The organism is Sphingobacterium multivorum, assembly GCF_039511225.1.
GTDB lineage: Bacteria > Bacteroidota > Bacteroidia > Sphingobacteriales > Sphingobacteriaceae > Sphingobacterium.
The window spans coordinates 3,290,438-3,310,691 of sequence record NZ_CP154261.1; the positions used below are offsets into that span (position 1 = coordinate 3,290,438).

At 39.5% G+C, this 20,254-nt stretch carries 15 protein-coding genes; 9 read left to right on the top strand and 6 right to left on the bottom strand.

Features of this window, described 5'->3' with window-relative positions; translation table 11 throughout:
- Positions 1–13 precede the first annotated feature (13 nt).
- Positions 14–2,203, bottom strand: coding sequence for a DNA helicase RecQ (gene recQ, locus AAH582_RS13735; RefSeq protein ID WP_046672856.1), 2,190 nt, complete (start codon positions 2,201–2,203; stop codon positions 14–16).
- Between the two features lie 101 nt (positions 2,204–2,304).
- Between recQ and AAH582_RS13740 the strand changes: the two genes are divergently transcribed.
- The 4 genes from AAH582_RS13740 (at position 2,305) to AAH582_RS13755 (ending at position 5,496) form a co-directional block, all read left to right on the top strand.
- Positions 2,305–3,270: a KpsF/GutQ family sugar-phosphate isomerase gene (locus tag AAH582_RS13740; protein WP_286843671.1), complete on the top strand. Its 966-nt coding sequence runs from the start codon at positions 2,305–2,307 to the stop codon at positions 3,268–3,270.
- Between the two features lie 98 nt (positions 3,271–3,368).
- Complete coding sequence (locus AAH582_RS13745) at positions 3,369–3,743, top strand: DUF1573 domain-containing protein (protein ID WP_046672858.1); 375 nt, start codon at positions 3,369–3,371, stop codon at positions 3,741–3,743.
- 97 nt (positions 3,744–3,840) lie between these two features.
- Positions 3,841–5,040, top strand: a complete 1,200-nt coding sequence (locus AAH582_RS13750; RefSeq protein ID WP_343318048.1) for a pyridoxal phosphate-dependent aminotransferase — start codon at positions 3,841–3,843, stop codon at positions 5,038–5,040.
- Positions 5,041–5,202: 162 nt separating this feature from the next.
- Positions 5,203–5,496 (top strand): hypothetical protein, encoded by a 294-nt coding sequence (locus AAH582_RS13755; RefSeq protein WP_046672860.1) that lies wholly within the window; start codon positions 5,203–5,205, stop codon positions 5,494–5,496.
- Positions 5,497–5,548: 52 nt separating this feature from the next.
- On the opposite strand, the gene cmk is transcribed toward AAH582_RS13755, so the two are convergent.
- The 3 genes from cmk to topA are packed head-to-tail and all read right to left on the bottom strand — an operon-like array spanning position 5,549 to position 9,059.
- Positions 5,549–6,244, bottom strand: coding sequence for a (d)CMP kinase (gene cmk, locus AAH582_RS13760; protein ID WP_046672861.1), 696 nt, complete (start codon positions 6,242–6,244; stop codon positions 5,549–5,551).
- The gene (locus AAH582_RS13765) at positions 6,244–6,657 is read right to left on the bottom strand and encodes a hypothetical protein (protein WP_046672862.1); all 414 of its coding nucleotides are present in this window, start codon (positions 6,655–6,657) and stop codon (positions 6,244–6,246) included. Before AAH582_RS13765 ends, cmk begins: the two co-directional genes overlap by 1 nt.
- A 2-nt stretch (positions 6,658–6,659) precedes the next feature.
- Entirely contained in the window at positions 6,660–9,059 is a 2,400-nt protein-coding gene (topA, locus tag AAH582_RS13770; RefSeq protein ID WP_046672863.1) for a type I DNA topoisomerase, read from the bottom strand.
- Between the two features lie 378 nt (positions 9,060–9,437).
- On the opposite strand from topA, the gene AAH582_RS13775 reads away from it, so the two are divergent.
- The gene (locus AAH582_RS13775) at positions 9,438–10,352 is read left to right on the top strand and encodes a glycerophosphodiester phosphodiesterase family protein (protein WP_046672864.1); all 915 of its coding nucleotides are present in this window, start codon (positions 9,438–9,440) and stop codon (positions 10,350–10,352) included.
- 108 nt (positions 10,353–10,460) lie between these two features.
- Here AAH582_RS13775 and AAH582_RS13780 read toward each other — a convergent pair whose 3' ends face one another.
- The gene (locus AAH582_RS13780; RefSeq protein ID WP_343318053.1) at positions 10,461–11,276 is read right to left on the bottom strand and encodes a patatin-like phospholipase family protein; all 816 of its coding nucleotides are present in this window, start codon (positions 11,274–11,276) and stop codon (positions 10,461–10,463) included.
- Positions 11,277–11,386: 110 nt separating this feature from the next.
- On the opposite strand from AAH582_RS13780, the gene AAH582_RS13785 reads away from it, so the two are divergent.
- The 3 genes from AAH582_RS13785 (at position 11,387) to ppk2 (ending at position 17,387) form a co-directional block, all read left to right on the top strand.
- On the top strand, positions 11,387–12,091 hold the full coding sequence (locus tag AAH582_RS13785; RefSeq protein ID WP_046672866.1) for a DsbA family oxidoreductase: 705 nt from the start codon (positions 11,387–11,389) through the stop codon (positions 12,089–12,091).
- A gap of 69 nt (positions 12,092–12,160) precedes the next feature.
- The gene (smc, locus tag AAH582_RS13790; protein ID WP_343318054.1) at positions 12,161–15,703 is read left to right on the top strand and encodes a chromosome segregation protein SMC; all 3,543 of its coding nucleotides are present in this window, start codon (positions 12,161–12,163) and stop codon (positions 15,701–15,703) included.
- 874 nt (positions 15,704–16,577) lie between these two features.
- The gene (gene ppk2, locus AAH582_RS13795) at positions 16,578–17,387 is read left to right on the top strand and encodes a polyphosphate kinase 2 (RefSeq protein WP_046672869.1); all 810 of its coding nucleotides are present in this window, start codon (positions 16,578–16,580) and stop codon (positions 17,385–17,387) included.
- Positions 17,388–17,471: 84 nt separating this feature from the next.
- On the opposite strand, the gene pckA is transcribed toward ppk2, so the two are convergent.
- Complete coding sequence (gene pckA, locus AAH582_RS13800) at positions 17,472–19,091, bottom strand: phosphoenolpyruvate carboxykinase (ATP) (RefSeq protein WP_343318056.1); 1,620 nt, start codon at positions 19,089–19,091, stop codon at positions 17,472–17,474.
- 281 nt (positions 19,092–19,372) lie between these two features.
- Here pckA and AAH582_RS13805 point away from each other — a divergent pair, with 281 nt between their 5' ends.
- Positions 19,373–20,209, top strand: coding sequence for an MBL fold metallo-hydrolase (locus AAH582_RS13805; protein WP_046672870.1), 837 nt, complete (start codon positions 19,373–19,375; stop codon positions 20,207–20,209).
- Positions 20,210–20,254: the final 45 nt, after the last annotated feature.

Genomic DNA, 20,254 nt, shown 5'->3' on the forward strand with positions numbered 1-20,254 from the left:
AATTATAAAAAAATTAATTACCAAGCTCTGATAAAAATTTGATTCGCATCAATTGAAGATCTTCGTAACTATAATCATCTCCTCCAAGTTCTTTAAGCGCATCATTAATTGAATCAGTCTCAGCTGTCTTAAAATAGTCATATACTTCATCCTGACGATCTTCATCAATAATCTCGTCAATAAAATAATTGATATTGATTTTTGTACCTGCGTTTACAATCGTCTCGATTTCCTTCAATATTTCCTCATAAGTTATCCCCTTAGCGGAAGCAATATCATCCAAGGCAATTTTACGATCAATATTTTGAATAATAGATACCTTTAATGCCGATTTATTAGCTGTACTTTTAATGACAAGATCTACAGGTCTGTCGATTTCGTTTTCCTCAACGTAGTCTTTAATCAAGGCAATAAACGGTGCGCCAAATTTAATCGCTTTCCCATTCCCTACTCCTTGAATCTGTTTTAATTCATCGATGGCAATTGGATAATGTGTACACATTTCCTCCAGCGAAGGATCTTGAAAAATGACGAACGGTGGCAACGACTTGCTTTTTGCAATTTTCTTGCGTAGATCTTTAAGCATACCCAACAACACGGTATCTAAGGCTCCTGTGCCGTGGCCAGTATCTTCCGAATTTGCGGTATCTCCCCCTTCAATTGGACGGTTCAGCACAAATTTTAGCTGATAAGGATTATCCAAATAATGGCGGCCAATAGCTGTCAATTTTAAAAGGCCATAATGATCAATATCTTTTTCGATAAAGTTATCAAGCACTGCCTGCCTCAGCAAGGATTTCCAATAGATAACACCTTTATCTTTGCCCTTTCCGAAAAGACGATGTTCGTCATGTTTATAAGCGGATACAGGTTGGTTATTCTGACCGATCATAACATTCATCACGTGGTGGTCATCAAATTTTTCACCCTGCTCCTGAATAAAGCCCAATACATCTTTTAATGCATCTTCGGCCTCAAAATATTCTTTTTCCGAACGGCAGTTATCGCACATATTATTACAGCCCTGCTCGTCAAAATTTTCTCCAAAATAATGAAGGATCTGTTTACGACGACATACTGCAGACTCCGAATAATCAATAACTTCTTTTAAAATCTGTGTACCAATCTCACGTTCGGCCACAGGTTTATCTTTCATGAACTTGGTCAGCTTTTCGACATCTTTTTCTGAATAAAAAGCCAAGCAATAACCATCGCCCCCATCACGTCCCGCACGTCCAGTTTCCTGATAGTATCCCTCCATGGATTTAGGAATATCATGGTGAATCACGTAGCGAACATCAGGTTTGTCTATTCCCATACCAAAAGCAATTGTAGCCACAATTACTTCGACATCCTCCATCAAAAATTTATCCTGTGTATCAGCTCTTGTTTTGGCGTCTAAACCCGCGTGGTAAGGTAAAGCTTTGATGCCATTTAGGTTCAATACCTCACTGATTTCTTCTACCTTTTTACGGCTCAAACAATACACAATGCCCGTCTTACCCGATTTGGTTTTGATAAAACGAACAATTTCTTTTACGACATCCTTTTTAGGTCTTACCTCGTAATATAAGTTGCTACGATTAAATGAAGACTTAAATAAAACAGCATCAGTCATCTGCAAATTTTTACGAATGTCGGACTGAACTTTAGGCGTTGCTGTCGCAGTAAGCGCAATAATGGGAATATCAGCCCCTATTTCATTAATGACCTGGCGTATTTTACGATATTCTGGTCTAAAATCGTGTCCCCATTCGGAAATACAGTGTGCTTCGTCAACCGCCACAAACGACACGGTGATTTGGTGTAAGAATTCCAAATTATCTTGCTTCGCCAGAGATTCTGGAGCGACATACAGCAATTTGGTCTTCCCGGCGATTACATCATCCTTAACCTTCGTAATTTCGCTCTTATTCAATGACGAATTTAAAAAATGAGCGATACTATCTTCGCCACCGAATGCACGAAGCTGATCTACTTGGTTTTTCATTAAAGCAATCAACGGCGAAATAACAATTGCAGTCCCCTCACTCATGAGTGCAGGAAGTTGATAGCAAATTGATTTCCCCCCTCCGGTCGGCATAATTACAAACGTGTCTCTCCGTTGAAGAATACTGGTTATAATTGCCTCTTGATCCCCCTTAAAAGTATCAAAACCAAAAAAATCTTGTAAATTGTCGAAAAGTGATTTTTCTATTTCCATTGCGCCTTGGGCAAAAATAAGATAGATAAATGAAGAAATAATCTTGAAAAATAATCTATTTTTGCAATCTATTCTAATACATAAAAGTAAGAGTATTTTTTGTGAAAAACAACTACGAAATAAAAAATATAGCTATTCAAGCTATTCAAGAAGAAGCCAAGGCAGTAGCTGCTTTAGCTCAATATATTGATGATGATTTTGTTACCGTTGTCGATCGTATTCTTAATCTGCAGGGCCGAGTTATTGTAACCGGGATTGGTAAAAGTGCTATTATCGCTCAAAAAATAGTTGCAACACTAAATTCGACAGGCACACCATCGATCTTTATGCATGCAGCTGATGCCATTCATGGCGATCTTGGTATCATCCAACAAAATGATTTAATTATTGCCATCTCCAAAAGTGGAAATACACCTGAGATTAAAGTACTTGTTCCCTTTTTAAAACAGACAAAGAATACGTTGGTTGCTTTGGTTGGAAATACAGATTCCTACCTCGCTAAAAATGCAGACTATATTTTAAATACTACTGTTGAGAAAGAAGCTTGTCCTAACAACCTTGCACCAACTTCAAGTACAACTGCTCAGTTAGCAATGGGTGATGCCCTTGCCGTCGTATTACAAGAGTGCCGCGATTTTACGGATCAAGATTTTGCAAAATACCATCCAGGGGGAGCATTAGGCAAAAAACTCTACTTAAGAGTCGGCGATCTATCCGATCAGAACGGCAAACCCAGTGTCAAACAACAAGCTACTGTAAGTGATATTATCATCACCATAACACAGTTTAGACTGGGCGCTGTCGCCGTGTTGGATGATAACCATATACTCGGTATCATTACAGATGGTGATATCCGTCGTATGCTGGAGAAACACACGGATTTAGCGACAATTACTGCCGCCGATATCATGGGAAAATCTCCGAAAATTATCGATAAAAATGAATTGGCCGCCAATGCGCTCCATATTATGCGTGAAAATAACATTACGCAACTATTAGTTTCCGACAAAGGGAATTACGCGGGTGTCATCCACATACAGGACCTACTGAAAGAAGGCATAATATAACTGTAATAAAGTTGTTAGATCTACAATAAATCGGGAATAAATATTAAATTTGGCATATCAGTTGTACTATTTTAATCGTAAAGTAATATTTTAGAAGCATGAAAAAGTATATAACAATCTTAGCAGTGATCATTTCCTTTATTGGTTTTTCTTCGATGCAAACAGGACAAGGGGAATTTAAATTCGAAAAAGAGACACATGATTTTGGCAAAATTCCGGCCGGTACACCCGTTTCGTATAATTTTAAGTTTTCAAACACAGGCAGTGAGCCAATTATCATTTCCAATGTTGTACCAACCTGCGGATGTTCTGTAGCGGAATTTACGAAAACGCCAATTAAACCAGGCGACAGTGGTACGATTAAAGTGACTTACAATGCCGCAGCAAAAGCGCCCTTCACAAAGAGCTTCACGGTGCAGTCCAATACTAAGACTCCTGTAAAAACGCTATACATTAAGGGTATTGTAGAATAACAATTCCCGTAGATAAAACGAAAAAAGCCACATGATGATGTGGCTTTTTTCGTTTTATTTTGGTTAGCTTTGCACTACTAATTTTAAAAAAACTATAATGCCAGTAATATCAGAAAAAGGGCTAAATATGCCTGCGTCGCCTATTAGAAAGTTGACGCCATATGCTGATCAAGCAAAAAAAGAAGGTAAAAAGATATATCACCTCAATATCGGACAACCTGATATCCAAACACCTGAAGTGATGCTTAATGCTTTGAAAAATATACAGTTCAAAGTGTGGGCCTACACACCTTCTGAAGGTACAGCCTCTTACCGAAACAAGTTAGCAGAATATTATAATAAGCTAAATTATAATATCGAGCCGACAGATATATTAGTAACAAATGGTGGTTCGGAAGCGATTATGATCGCTATGCAAGCCTGTTTGAATGAAGGCGAAGAGATCATCATTCCAGAGCCATTTTATGCGAATTACAATGGTTTTGCTTGTTCCTCCGATGTGGTAATCAAACCAATCATGTCCTATATTGAAAGTGGATTTGCATTACCTTCTATCGCCGAATTTGAAAAGGTAATTACCGCTAAAACCAAAGCAATCTGCATCTGTAATCCAAATAACCCTACGGGTTATCTTTATTCCAAAGAAGAACTCGAAGCTCTTCGTGAACTTTGTCTAAAATATGATCTTTACCTTTTCTCAGATGAGGCCTATCGTGAGTTTTGTTACGATGGCAGAGCGTTTATCTCACCAATGCATTTAGAAGGTCTCGAAAATAATGTCGTTATTTTTGATACAGTATCAAAACGCTACTCCGCTTGTGGTGCGCGTATTGGATGTATCATTACCAAAAATAAAGAACTATATCAGACAGCACTGAAATTTGCACAAGCGCGCTTAAGTCCATCCTTAGAAGGACAAATAGCGGGTGAAGCTGCTGTTGATACACCAGACAGTTACTTCGAGGCGGTATCCAAAGAATATACAGCAAGAAGAGATACCCTCGTAAAAGGACTCAATGCCATTGAAGGAGTTTACTCTCCTAACCCGGGTGGCGCATTTTACGTCGTCGCCAAATTACCCATTGACAATGCAGATAAATTCTGTCAATGGATGTTGGAAGAGTTCTCTTACAATAACGAAACAGTTATGATGGCTCCAGCTACGGGCTTTTATAGTACGGAGGGTGCTGGAGTAAATGAAGTCCGCCTGGCCTATGTACTGAATCAGGATGATCTTAAAAATGCTTTAGTTTGCCTGGAGAAAGCACTCCAAGTGTATCCGGGACGCACAAATTAACAGTAAAATAATAGCACTTATGAAAGGCGGGACATGCGTGTTCCGCCTTTTTCTTTTCCATCGTTGCTTATCATACCCCCTATTCTATTACCCTTTTTAAAAAAAAACAAAACAAAGTTTTGAAGCATCTTGTTCTTCTAATAGTAACAAAAGCGATTTCATATGGATAAATTGAAGAAATTCCAATTAATGGAAAAAATAGCAAGAGAATTAGAAGATGTCAGAAATAGCCAACAAGCTGTGTTGGAAAAAATAGGCAAAATCGAGGTTGATAACATTGAACTCGGCGATAAAAATATCGAAAAAACAATTCCCGATATCTACCAGCGTACAGCAGATAATTCAGATGCTATTAAAGCTCTTCTAGAATCTTTTCAAGATGAGACAGCAGAGTTTGGAGAAAAAAACAATATTGGAAAATTACTGGAACAACAACAAATTAACAGTATAAAATAATGATATTGCAAACACAAAGAAGGCCGATTAAATAATCGGCCTTCTTTGTGTTTTATGATTGGGCTTTTGCAGCCTTAGCTTTTAAATACTCTTCTTCAACAAAATGGAGCTGTTGTTCTGGTGTCAGATTAGAATTATCCAAAACAATCGCATCTTCCGCTTGTCGTAATGGACTCTCCGCACGGGTACTGTCGATACGGTCACGGGTTGCAAGATTTTCCACGACTTCTTCCAGCGTCACATCCTCCCCTTTTTCCGTCAACTCCAGATAACGTCGCGCAGCACGTACTTTAGGATCGGCCGTCATAAAAATCTTCAGATCAGCATCTGGAAAAACAGTAGTACCGATATCACGGCCATCCATAATAATATTTCGTCTACTACCCAATTTTTGCTGCTGGGCAACCATAGCAACCCGGACAGCTTTAATTGCACTCACATCACTGACTTTATCAGAAATATACATCTGACGGATCTCTTCCGAAATATCCTCATCATTTAGATGGATCTCCGTCTTTATTGCATTTGGGATAAAATCAATATGGATATCTTTTAGTGCGCTTTCGATCGCTTCTTGATCATCCAGCGCTATTTTATGCCGGATAAAATAGAGTGTGACGGCCCTATACATGGCTCCACTATCAATAAAGGCAAACTTCAGTTTTTTAGCCAAAGCCTTTGCCAGTGTACTTTTACCGCAGGAGGAAAAACCATCTATGGCGATAATAAAGTTGTGACGTCCACTCATTATTCGTTTCCTCCTATGATTACACCTGGACGATTGACCAAAGGGACCTTAGTCAGATTACCATCCACAATGCTTTCAGGTAAAAAGATATATTTTTTATCGTAAATAATGTTATCAATATAAAAGCTCAGCCAATATTCATTTGTGAGCCCGAATACCTGTTCATCAATCGCTTCAACACGATCAAAAGATTTAGCTTCTATATTACCAATAAAATGACGCAAAGTCGTTGTTGTTACTTGTCGGCCATCCTTTTCGCCATAACCTTTTGAGCTGATCAGTACATTCTGAATAGCAATGTTCTTGTCGTTGATAACATAGACAGTCCAGTTTTTTGTCTCCACCGTCTCACCTTCCAAAACAACGGCGATCATAATGTCTTTGACAATATTTTCAGGCAAATCTGCTTTCATCCTTATTTAGACTTTGTAGTTTTTTTAGCTGGAGCCTTCTTTGCAGTCGCTTTTTTTGCTACAGTTTTCTTTTCTGTTGTTTTTGCTTTAGTTGCTTTTCCTTTTGGCGCATCCGCCTCAGCCCATTTCAGCACATCCGCATATGTGATTTTTTCAATCTCGGTTCCTTTAGGGATTTTCAGATTTTGCTTGCCAAAACGAATAAACGGTCCCCAGCGTCCCTGTTCAATCTGAGCATCCGGATTTTCATCAAAAACCCGAATAACTTTTTCGATATCTTTCTGACGTTTGTCTTTGATAATCTGTACAGCCTCTTCTTCTGTCACATCCAATGGGTCAACACCTTTTGGTAGTGAATAGAAGGCCGAATTGTGACGGATATAAGGTCCAAATCGTCCCACTGCAACCGTCATTTCCTTATCTTCAAATAAACCTACTTTTTTCGGTAATTTGAACAATTCCATGGCATCCTCAAAAGTAATGGTTTCAATCATCTGTCCCTTACGCAAGGAAGCAAAACGAGGCTTTTCTTCATCATCAGGAGAGCCAATCTGTACCAATGGACCGAATTTACCAATGCGAACCGAAACGGGCTTACCAGATACTGGATCGACACCGAGCTCACGCTCATTATTCGCACGATCTGCATTGACTAAAGTATCTTCTACCTCAGAATGAAAAGGCCCATAGAAATCATGCAACATTTTCGTCCATTCGGTCAGTCCATGCGCGATATCGTCAAACTCTTTTTCTACGTTGGCAGTAAAATGAAAATCCACAATACCGTTGAAGTGTTCAACCAAAAAATCATTCACCACAACACCAATATCTGTAGGGAACATTTTTCCTTTTTCGGCACCAGTGATTTCGGTTTTTGTTACTGCTGTTATTTCAGTATCCTTTAATGTTAGTACACGGTAATCGCGCGATTTACCTTCACGCTCTTCCTTGATGACATACCCGCGGTTTTGAATGGTTGAAATCGTAGGTGCGTAGGTTGAAGGACGGCCAATACCCAATTCCTCTAATTTTTTCACCAAGGCAGCTTCCGTATAACGTGCTGGAGGTCGGGTAAAACGCTCTGTCGCCGACATGTTTTTCAACGTTAATGGCATACCAACGGCTAATGGTGGAAGAATAGCATTGTCACTATCCTCGTCCATCGCGTTGTCTTGATCGTCATCCAAGGATTCCATGTAAACTTTCAAGAATCCATCAAATTTCATCACCTCTCCCGAAGCATTCAGATCTTCAGTACGGGTTGAGATGTCGATCTTTGCCAATGTACGTTCAAACTCCGCTTCACTCATTTGAGAAGCAATTGCTCTTTTCCAAATAAGCTCGTATAATCTTTTTTCGGATGCATCGCCATCGATGGTGTGCTCAGAGAAATAAGTAGGACGAATAGCTTCGTGCGCCTCTTGTGCACCCGATGTTTTTGTTTTATATTTTCTGACCTTATGATACTGGTTACCATAAGCCGATTTGATTTCCTTTTCAGCAGCCTCAATCGCCGTATCACTCAAATTAACAGAATCGGTACGCATATAGGTGATTCGTCCTGATTCATACAGCCTTTGAGCCACCTGCATGGTGCGGGCAACCGAAAATCCAAGTTTCCGGCTTGCTTCCTGCTGTAATGTTGATGTTGTAAATGGCGCTGCCGGTGAACGCTTCGCAGGTTTTGTTTCGAGATTCTTTACAGAAAAAAGCGCTGCTTTACAATCCTCCAAAAATTTGGTTGCCTCTGCCTCTGTTGCAAAACGCTGCGGAAGCTCGGCTTTAAAACTATCTTTAACTTTTCCCGTATGAAAAAAAGCAACGATCTTAAAAGCCGCTTCGGGTTCAAATTTATTGATTTCACGTTCACGATCTACAATCAGACGAACCGCAACAGACTGCACGCGCCCAGCAGATAAAGAAGGTTTCACCTTTTTCCATAGAACCGGAGACAATTCAAATCCGACTAATCGATCTAACACCCTTCGCGCTTGTTGTGCATTTACGAGGTTATAATCTATTTTACGCGGGTTATCAATAGCCTTCAAAATAGCTGGCTTTGTAATCTCATGAAACACAATTCTTTTTGTGCTTTCATCTTTTAATCCCAAAGTCTCAAATAAATGCCATGAAATAGCCTCTCCTTCGCGGTCCTCATCGGACGCTAACCAAACGGTTTCTGCAGCTTTAGCCAATTTCTTTAGTTCACTTACAACCGCCTTTTTGTCGGATGGAACTTCATACTTTTGTTCAAAATTCTTTTCGGTATCAATTGCATCATCGGTTTTCACCAAGTCGCGAATATGTCCATAACTTGACTTAACCAAAAAATCCTTTCCTAAATACCCTTCTATCGTTTTCGCTTTCGCCGGAGACTCAACTATCAATAAATTTTTCGCCATCTAATTTGAGATTTGTGCAAATAAAGGGAATTCTGAAAGGAATGACAATAATTTCTTGCAAAAAAGACAAAAAAAATAGATTTCATGTCGACAATTAAGAAATTTATCCCATGACAAAGAAGCACGTAACGGGCTCCTGGTCGGCACAGAAACGCTGTTACATCAAGGTAATTTGCCTATCAAATTACTTTGTATCCCTCAATTTCAGACCAAAACAAATTCATTTAACTTTATTCGGTTTCGAATTCACCTTCATAAAGTTGCAAAATCAGGTATTCGAAACAGTTAAAATACGTAAAAGCAAAATATATATGTATATTCGCTTATTCAAAAGGGCAATATATAACAACTCCGCTATTTTGTTTAAATATTTTAATAATGAAAAGAAGTCTTCTCAGAATTGCCTTTTGGGGCACGTTATTACCATTTGCATCTTGTTCAGTTATGAAAGATTCAGCAAAATCAACTTCAGACAATTTCCCTAAACTTAGCCTCGAAGCACATCGCGGTGGCCGCGGGCTATACCCTGAAGAGTCTATCGCAGCCATGAAAAATGCAATAGATTTTGCAAAGGTGACCACACTGGAAATGGATTGTCATATTACCAAAGACCGTAAAGTTGTTGTCTTTCACGACGATTATCTTAACCCGAAGTTTGTATTGAAACCCAATGGCACCGAAATTTCTGACAAGGACAAACCGTTGAGAATTTACGATATGCTTTATAAAGATCTGGTTAAGTACGATATCGGATCGAAATTTTACAAAGAGTTTCCTGAACAAAAAAAACAGGTTACACGTATAGCAAAACTAGCAGACCTTATTGATAGTACTGAAGCCTACGCAAATCTAAAAAGGAAAGCGCCGATGTTTTACAATATCGAAGTGAAAAGTAAGGAAGATAAAGATGGCATTTTCCATCCAAGGGTTGAAGAATTTGTGGATCTTATGGTACAGGTAATCACCGATAAAAAAATTGCTGCGCGAACCGTTATTCAATCGTTTGATAGCAGAGCTATTAACTATCTGCACAAAGCGTATCCTCAAATCAAAGTTTCTTATCTTATTGATGCAAACCATACAAAAAGTGTTGAGCAAACAATTGCAGCTTTGGGTTTCACGCCTTTTATTATAAGTCCGCATTATAAAATAGTAACAAGCGATTATGTCAAGCAGTGTCACAAAGCTGGTATCAAGGTCATTCCTTGGACAGTCAATACGAAAGAAGAAATCGAGCAACTAAAAGCCGTGAAAGTTGATGGCATTATTAGCGATTACCCCAATTTGTTTTAACAAATACTTCGCATGGTTCGCTTAGAATAAAAATATCAGTTTCAGTGTAACTCAATGCCAGAGAAACCAAGTACAGCCAAAGCAAAGTAGTCCCTTGATCGTCCTAAACTACTTTGCTTTGGCTTTGTTTTTTAATGCTTTGTCAATATATTCCCGCCCCTTCTGGACCAAAAATTCAGACCGGTGATAATCCCAAAGGTTACAGATATTATAGGGAATGTCCACCAACACATCGGGCCGGTATAAATCAACAATCATACGGCTCATTTTCCTGCGCATCACATAGTATGAGGCTTGGAGTATATCCAACGAATTCGAAGTCCTTGTATCCAGTTTTTTGATAACAGAATATTGTTTATCGGGTTTAGATTCCAGATTAACCGCTATGATTAGGTTCTCTTTCTTGGTGACATGATTTATAGGCAATGGATTGAGTACCCCGCCATCAACATAGACATGGTTGTCGTCTTCTACAGCTGTAAACACCGCGGGAATGGCAATCGACGCGCGAATGGCATCATACATACTTCCAAAGTCCAGCACAACCTCCTTTTCGTAGTTTAGATCTGTCGCAACGGCTTTAAACAAAATAGGGAAAGTCTCTATATTAGCATCCGGAATCACAGATTTCAAGGCGTTAAACACCTTGATCCCCTTCATCATCCCCAGTCCCTTCCAACTAAAATCCATCATATTAAAGACCGATTTCTTCGTCAGGCGCTGCATCCATTCTTCCAGAACATCCATCTTCCCCTGTGCATAGATACCACCGACAAGCGCTCCTATTGAACAACCTACCACCTCATCGATTTCGTAGCCCAGCTCTTCAAGACGTCGAATAATACCAATATGCACCAGGCCTCTTGCACCACCCCCGCCCAGAACAAGGGTAACTTTACGATTCAAAAAAGCATTCTCCACCATAGTTTTACAAGTACTTGAAACACTTGTTTACATCCAAGCAACAATGTAAACAGATAATCATCGTTATTATATGTATTTTTGATTACAATATACGCAGTAAAAAAAGAAATATGAAAATAGAAATTTGGTCGGACATCATTTGTCCTTTTTGTTATATTGGCCTGACAAAGCTTGAACTAGCTCTTCAGGAGTCCACAAGTAAGCCATCCGCTGAAATCATCTGGAAATCGTATCAGCTTAACCCCGATTATCCCCAAGATGCTCCGGCAATGCCAACCTACGATTACCTCGTTCAAACGAAAGGCATGAGTATGGACGATGTCGTTGCGATGACCTCACAGCTCAGTGCACAAGGAAAAGAGCTGGGTATTGATCTGAACTTTGAAAAAGCAATCGTTGTAAATACAAAAAAAGCACATCGTCTGATCCATTTTGCCCAAGCGCAACAAAAAGGCACTCAGATCAAGAAAGCCTTATTTAAAGCTCATTTTACGGATGGTCTTGATGTAAATAACAACGAGGTGCTCAGCACGATTGCTGCGCAAGAGCATCTTTCCGCTCAGGAGGTAAAAAACTTATTGGAATCTGATGAATATGCTTATGATGTTGCACAGGATATTCAAGAAGGTGTCAGCTTAGGACTCCGAGGTGTTCCTTTCTTTGTATTTGACAGAAAATATGCTATCCCCGGAGCACAGCCCATGGAAGTCTTTCACAACACCATAAATGAATGCTTGGCCAGTCAGCCCACACCGCTTGAACGCAGAGGCGAAGAAGGCCCTTCATGTGATCCTGAAACAGGAAAATGTGAATAAAGAAAGGAAAAATTATTGTTTAATTTTACTATTTTCGCAAGCTTATAACGACAAACAAATTTGGTATAAATGCAGTTAACCAAACTAGAAATTAAAGGATTTAAAAGTTTCGGAGACAAGATCACGATCAACTTCAATGATGGTGTCACAGCGATTGTTGGCCCCAATGGATGTGGGAAGTCCAATGTTGTCGACGCCATACGCTGGGTGCTGGGAGAGCAGAGCACAAAGATGCTTCGCTCCGATAAGATGGAAAATATTATCTTCAATGGAACGAAAAATAGAAAACCGGCAAACCTTGCAGAGGTCTCGCTGACCTTCAACAACAACAATAATATTTTGCCAACGGAATTCTCGACAGTGACCGTCACGCGGAAGCTGTTTCGCAACGGCGATAGTGAATATCGATTGAATGATGTCAAATGTCGTTTAAAAGATATCACAGATCTGTTCCTGGATACCGGTGTAGGGGCCGACAGCTATTCGATTATCGAATTGAAAATGATCGATGAAATTATCAACAACAAAGATAATTCACGTCGCAACCTCTTCGAAGAAGCATCTGGAATCTCTAAGTATAAAGTTCGTAAAAAACAGACTTTAGCAAAGCTGAGAGATACTGAGGCCGATCTTAGCCGTGTAGATGACTTGCTTTACGAAATCACAAAGAACCTCAAATCATTAGAAAATCAAGCTAAAAAAGCTGAAAAATATACCTCACTTAAAGCAGAATACCGCCAGAGCAGTATAGATTTGGCTTATTATAAAATAGCAGATTTCTCGACTGAATTGGAAAGACTTCAGACACAAGAATCCAAGATTCAGAAAGATGCTGCCAATGCACATCAAAATATCCTGAATGCGGAAACTGAACTCCAATCACTCCGCCAGACAAATTTGGAACAGGAAAAAAACCTTTCGGTACAGCAAAAAACAACGCAGGAATTTGTCAATAAAATCCGAGGTTATGAATCGGAAAAGAAGATCAAAAACGAAAAAGTCAAAAATCTTCAAGATAAAGAGAACCGGTTGAACCTCGATATCAACAGCGATAAACAACAGCTTAATCATGTACTCTACACCATCAAACGACTGAATGAGGAATTGTTTGATGAACAAAATAAGCTCGATTCGTTAAAAACGAATCTTGAATCGGATAAATCCGAAGTCGACGAACTGAGAGGACAGCAACAATCGGCAAAAGGAAAGCTTGATATTTTTAATAAGAGTAATGCTGAATTACAGGCAAAAATCTACAAATTAGAAAAAGATCTTGCCGTATTTACCATTCAGAAAGAAGCCCTCCTCCAAGAATCTGTTCGCAATAGTGTAGATACAGAAGCAAAAGAAGCCGAATTGCAGCAGTTTAATTCTGCTGTTACTGAACTGGAAGGCCGTGTGGAAGCACAGCAGCTACAGTATGACTCTGCAAACCAGCTGGAAGAAGAGCTCCAAGGACAGATCAGTCAGTGCCAGGCAAACCTAGAAGAACTTAAGGCCCAGCTTGCCAAAGATCTCCGTCTGGTAGATGCCAAACAAAACGAATACAACCTCACAAAATCTCTTGTTGATAATTTAGAAGGTTTCCCCGATTCCATTCGGTTCCTCAAGAAAAATGCAGGATGGAAAAAGCAACCTCCGCTCCTATCAGATGTCCTTTTCTGTCAGGAAGATTATCGCGTGGCTATTGAGAACTATCTAGAGCCTATTATGAACCACTATGTTGTCGAAACACAACAAGATGCTGTTCAAGCAATTCAGCTATTGAGCGATGCCGCAAAAGGAAGAGCTAATTTCTTTGTTTTAGATGCCATAGCACATTCGCCAAGCGCTACCCCTGCACCAAATGACAATTTGATGTCTGCGTTGGATGTGATTACCGTAGACGAAAAGTACAAGGCTTTATGTACGATGCTCCTGCAGCAGGTCTTTATCCTTAAACATGACAATGAAAAAGAACTGGATGAAAAGCTACCTGCTCTGGGGCAGGTGATTCTCCAAAAAAATGGACGTTATTCGAAACATCATTTGGGTCTTTCTGGTGGTTCCGTGGGATTATTTGAGGGCAAACGTATCGGAAGAGCGAAAAACCTCGAAGTGCTATCCCAAGAGATCAAAACCTTAAATCAGGAAATAGCAAAACTTGAAGATAAAATAACGGCCGAAACAGCTCGCTTGGATGTACTACGCGGCAATTCGCAGAAAGAGTTAATCGATGAGCTTCGTTTTCAGCTCAATAGACTGAATAATGAATTAATTACTGTCAAAACAAAGCAAGAGCAATATCAAGCCTTCATCAATAACTCCCAGGCCCGTAAAAAAGATATTCAGGAGAAAATTGAAAGTATAGAATCAGATTTAAGGATTGCCGAGCCACAGCTTCAGGAGCTGCGCCAGGAAAAAGAACAGAGTATCGCCGAATTATCGACTTTACAGGATCAATTCCATGAAATAGCTGAAATACTTAACGAAAAATCGACCGCATACAATCAAGAGAATATCGCTTACCACCAACAGTTAAACAAAGTTTCCAATATCACAAAAGATCTCGAATTTAGAGAGACGCAGAAGGATGACCACGAACTCCGTCTGGAGCGAAACAGCGCAGAATTAGTTGAAGTGCAAGAAGCGTTAAGAACAACCATTCCATTTGAAGATGAAGAAGATCAGGATCTTATTGCCATGTATGAGCAGAAGATTGCTTTAGAAGATGGTCTTAAAGAATTGGAAGACAAGTACTATGCAGATAAGCAGAAAATCAATAATCTCGAAGATGCCCTGACACAGCAGCGTCGCTCAAAAGAGCAGAGTGACTTTCTTATTTCAGAGATCAAAGATAAAAAAACAGGTCTGCAGATCGACCTCAATGCCTTAAAAGAACGCCTTTCCGTTGAATTCAACATCGAATTGAAAGACTTAATTGACCGTGAAGATGCGCCTGAGATCACAGAAGATCAAGCGACATTGGCAACCAAATGCAGCAAACTCAAGAAACAGCTTGATGAATTTGGAACGATCAATCTGATGGCAAAAGAGGCTTTTGACGAGATGAACGAACGCTATGATTTCATTAATAAAGAGAAAGCTGATTTAATTGAAGCAAAAGGATCCTTGATGGCAACAATAAAAGAAATTGACGATACCGCTCAGGTTCAGTTTATGTTTACATTTGATGCTGTGAGGAATAACTTCGTTAAAGTATTCCGTTCCCTATTTAACGAAGAAGACAGCTGCGACCTGGTACTCACAGACCCGAACAATCCGCTGGATTCAGATATCGACATTATTGCAAGGCCCAAAGGGAAAAGGCCGCTGTCTATCAATCAGCTTTCGGGTGGTGAAAAGACCTTGACTTCAACAGCTTTGTTATTTTCACTCTATCTTTCTAAACCGGCACCATTTTGTATCTTCGATGAGGTGGACGCTCCTTTAGATGATACAAATATTGATAAGTTCAACAATATTATCCGGGATTTTTCGAAAAATTCACAATTTATCGTGGTCTCACACAATAAGAAAACGATTGCAAGTACAGACATCATCTATGGAGTAACCATGGTGGAACAAGGTGTATCCCGTGTAGTAGCAGTAGATCTAAGAGAAGTTGCCTAGAGCGTAACAAAATACACAATAAATAAGACGGACCGGATGTACATCTGGTCCGTCTTATTTTATATATATCAATTTAAATTCCGCCCCACTTTAATGAGACTGTTTACTGCAACAAACAGTGAATTCCTCTGAGCTTATTTCATGTCGCAGATCAATATAAGGATGGAGAGCAGGCAGCTGATTCCCCCCATAAATAAACCGACTGATAACCAAACGGGCCCGCTACTAATCCCGCCAATGCCCCTGCCATTCGTAGAGGCAAATCCACCAATGCAACACAAGCTCCAAGTGCTGTACCACACATCTGTAATGCAACTTTTTTAACAGCCAGCACACCCCCACAACTATATTTCGAGTACAAATATGCCACGGATCAAAAAGCGAAACATTGACTCAAGTCAAAAAAAGCCTTTAAGTCGAAAATGGGACCTGAAAAATAAAAAGCCCAGAGTGGGGAACTCTGAGCTTTTGTTAGCCATATATTAACCTATTTTATGAAAAGTATTTGTAATGAAAACGTCGCATTTTTGAATTCATTATAAGAATAGTTGCCATTTAACATTTTTTAACATTTATAATACACTAGGATGTACTTAATTAAACGGGAGCAGAATCGTATTTTTCCGTACTCTTGAAGCGATCCCCCATTCAACAAAAAAGCTCGAAGTGGGGAACTCCGAGCTAACCTAACCAATTATTAACCTAAATTTATGAAAAGTCTTATTTATGCAAACAGCCTCTTTTGCTGTTTAGAATTCTAAACGTAAGTAAAGAGCTTATTATTACACATCCCATGTGGAATTATATGAAATTTGACGTTTTTTAACAATTCAATAAGTAACTTTAGGAAAACGAACGTATAAATCAATAGCATATGGCAGAATACGATTTAAATGAACTTCAGAAGATCTACGAAAACAAAGATGTTTTAAACTATCTGGAACAGCATGGCATTCTGGAGATAAAAAAATTCAATGATGTTTACGATTATGAAAAGGAGCTTTACGAGCTCCAAGTCAAGCTCTTAAAACTTCAATATGAAATCATTGAAAAAGGAAAACGGGTCCTGATTATTTTTGAAGGCAGGGACGCTGCGGGTAAAGGCGGTACAATTGGCCGTGTAACCCAATACCTGAATCCAAAAAAGGTGCGCGTTGTTGCATTGCCTAAGCCAACCGAAGAGGAAGCCGGACAATGGTATTTTCAACGATATATCAAACAGCTCCCCAATGCTGGGGAAATTGTGATTTTCGACCGCAGCTGGTATAACAGAGCTGTTGTTGAACCAGTATTTGGATTTTGCACCAAGGAACAGCACGAGCTGTTTATGAACCAAGTTCCTGAATTTGAGAAGCAGTTAATCGACGATGGCATCATCCTTATCAAATTATTCCTGAATATCAGCAAAGAAGAGCAGGCCGAAAGATTAAAAGAGCGAAAAGAAGATATCCTAAAACAATGGAAAATCGGTGTGCTGGACGAGCAGGCGCAGGAGAAATGGGATGTTTATACGGGTTATATTGAAGATTTATTTAAAAAGACAAGCACCAAAAAATCGCCTTGGTTAGAAATTACAAAAGATAACAAGAAAAAGGCCCGCTTGGCGTCCTTCAAACTGATTATCAATGCGCTTGTTGGAAGTGAGCAGGAAAAAATAGATTCTTTCGTTACAAAACACGACTAAATGACTGTCGGTCTAGAAAGGTATCATTATAAAAAAACAGGAGGAAAAGTATTTCCTCCTGTTTTTTTATAATATTAAAACGAATTAAGATACAAGTACCGTAGTTTCGATTTTAGGTCCTGCGGCCAGCACCGAGTCCGGCATTTCATTATTGAATTTTTCAAAATTCGAAATAAACAGCTTCGCCAAGCGTTTTGCTTGCATGTCATAAGCCTCATCATTGTTCCATAAGCCGCGTGCATCTAAAATTTGTGCAGGAACATGCTCTCCACAGCTCGTTGGATATTCCAATCCAAAAATATCATGCTTATTAAACTGAGATTCCAGTAGCGAACCGTCCATGGCCGCGCGAATTAGCGATCGTGTATAATTCAGCTTAATACGTCTACCTATTCCGTAAGGACCAGCAATCCAGCCTGTATTCACTAGCCAAACTTTGATGTTACGATTTTGCTCTAGTTTCGAACGCAGCAAGGCCGCATATTTTGAAGGATGGAGCGGTAAAAATGCCTGTCCAAAACAGGTTGAAAATGCTGCTGTAGGCTCCTTTATCCCGACCTCTGTACCGGCAACCTTTGCTGTATAACCACTGACAAAATGATATACCGCCTGATCGATGGTCAACAATGAAATGGGAGGAAGTACTCCAAAAGCATCAGCTGTCAGGAAAAAAATATTTTCGGGTTCATTGCCAATTCCATTTATTTCGGCATTTTCCATAAAATCAATGGGATAGGATACCCTCGTATTCTCTGTCTTGCTAATATCGTTATAGTCAGGTCGATCAAATTCATCCAACACAACATTTTCAAGGAGAGCCCCAAAACGAATTGCGTGAAAGATCTCAGGTTCTTTGTCTTCTGACAGCCCTACACATTTGGCATAGCAGCCGCCTTCGAAATTGAATATTCCCCTTTCGCTCCATCCATGCTCGTCATCACCAATCAACTTTCTGTTTCTATCAGCCGACAGCGTCGTTTTCCCTGTACCTGAAAGTCCGAAAAATAATGCTGTCTCCCCCGCTTTCGACGTGTTCGCCGAGCAGTGCATAGAAAGCACATTATGCTGGAATGGCAAAATAAAGTTCAATATTGAAAAAATGCTCTTTTTAATCTCCCCTGTATAACCAGTCCCTGCAATCAATACTATCTTTTTTGTAAAGTCAATCGCGACAAAATTTTCGTTGATAATGCCATATTGATGCGGCTCATCGATAAGCAGCGTCGGGGCGGCTAAAATCGACCAGGCTGGCTGGGCATCTGGATTTGGCTCCGGCCGTAGAAACAGGTTATTGGCAAATATACTTTGATAGGCTGTCTCCGTAACAACACGTAAATCTATTTGATAAGCTGGATCAGCCCCCGCAGCACAATCTCTTACATAGATGATTTTATCACTTAAGTGAGCCGCTACTTTCGAAAATAGTGCTTCAAAATTAGCCGGAGACATTCGTTGATTGATCTCTCCCCACCAAACGCTATCTTTAGTTAAAGAATCTTCGACCAGAAACCGATCTTTTGGCGATCTTCCAGTAAATTTCCCTGTATCAGCAGCAAGCGCTCCCGTATCAGAAAGTCGACCTTCGTGATTTGCTAAGGCATGTTCGACCAATTCAGAAACAGGCAATTGATAAAATACATTTTTTGTACTATCAATTTTTAAATATTTCAAATCAGGCGCGTTTCCAATGTTACCCTTTTTCATATTTTTTGTTTGTTTTAAAATGTGCCCAAATTTAACGGCATTTTTCGCTAAAAACAAAACTTAATTATCTAAAAATCAAGCTTATTGTACAAAAAACACAAAAACAAAACACTCATTAACAACAACTTATAGAGGTAAAAAAAATTAAACTTTTTAGCATATTTTTTTAGCACATCAATTTATCACCATCAAAAAATATCACATATTTTTCGTAAATTGTTCCAAGCTTTACAAATATTAATAAGGTAAAAACAGATCATTAAAAGACATATCATCTGCGAATGAAATTACATGCCATAGAAACGGGATTTTTCAAACTTGATGGCGGTGCAATGTTTGGCGTTGTCCCCAAGAGTATCTGGAACAAAACAAACCCAGCCGACTCAAACAATATGTGTACCTGGGGAAACCGCCTGCTCCTCATCGAGGACAGTAATCGATTAATGCTGGTCGATACAGGATTGGGAGACAAACAAAATGAAAAATTCTTCAGCTATTATTATCTTCACGGCGATGCAACACTGGATAAATCATTAAAAAATAGTGGGTTTGACAGAAGTGATATCACCGATGTCATCCTTACACACCTGCATTTCGACCATTGTGGTGGCGCTATCGCCCGCGAAGGTGAACAACTCGTTCCGGCTTTTAAAAATGCTCATTTTTGGAGCAATAGCGACCATTGGTCTTGGGCTACCGATCCTAATCCACGCGAAAAAGCTTCTTTCTTAAAAGAGAACATTTTACCAATACAAGAGAGTGGGCAATTAAAATTTGTCGAAGATCACCAAAATCCTTTCGGAAGCAATATTGCTATCCGTTATGCACACGGTCATACAGAAGCGATGATGCTGCCTCAGATACTGTATAAAGGCAAAACGATCCTCTATATGGCGGATCTATTGCCATCGGTGGGACATATTCCTATTCCTTATGTTATGAGCTATGATGTTAGACCTCTCGTGACCATGGAGGAACGCAACAGCTATTGGAATGAGATCGTCGATAATGAATACATCTTATTTTTCGAACACGATCCGATACATGAATGCTGTACACTTCAGCGTACTGAAAAAGGTATTCGGGTAAAGGATATTTTCAAACTGAGCGACATTTAGCTGAGACGTTTATAGAAGATGAAATAGGATATAAAAAGAATATAC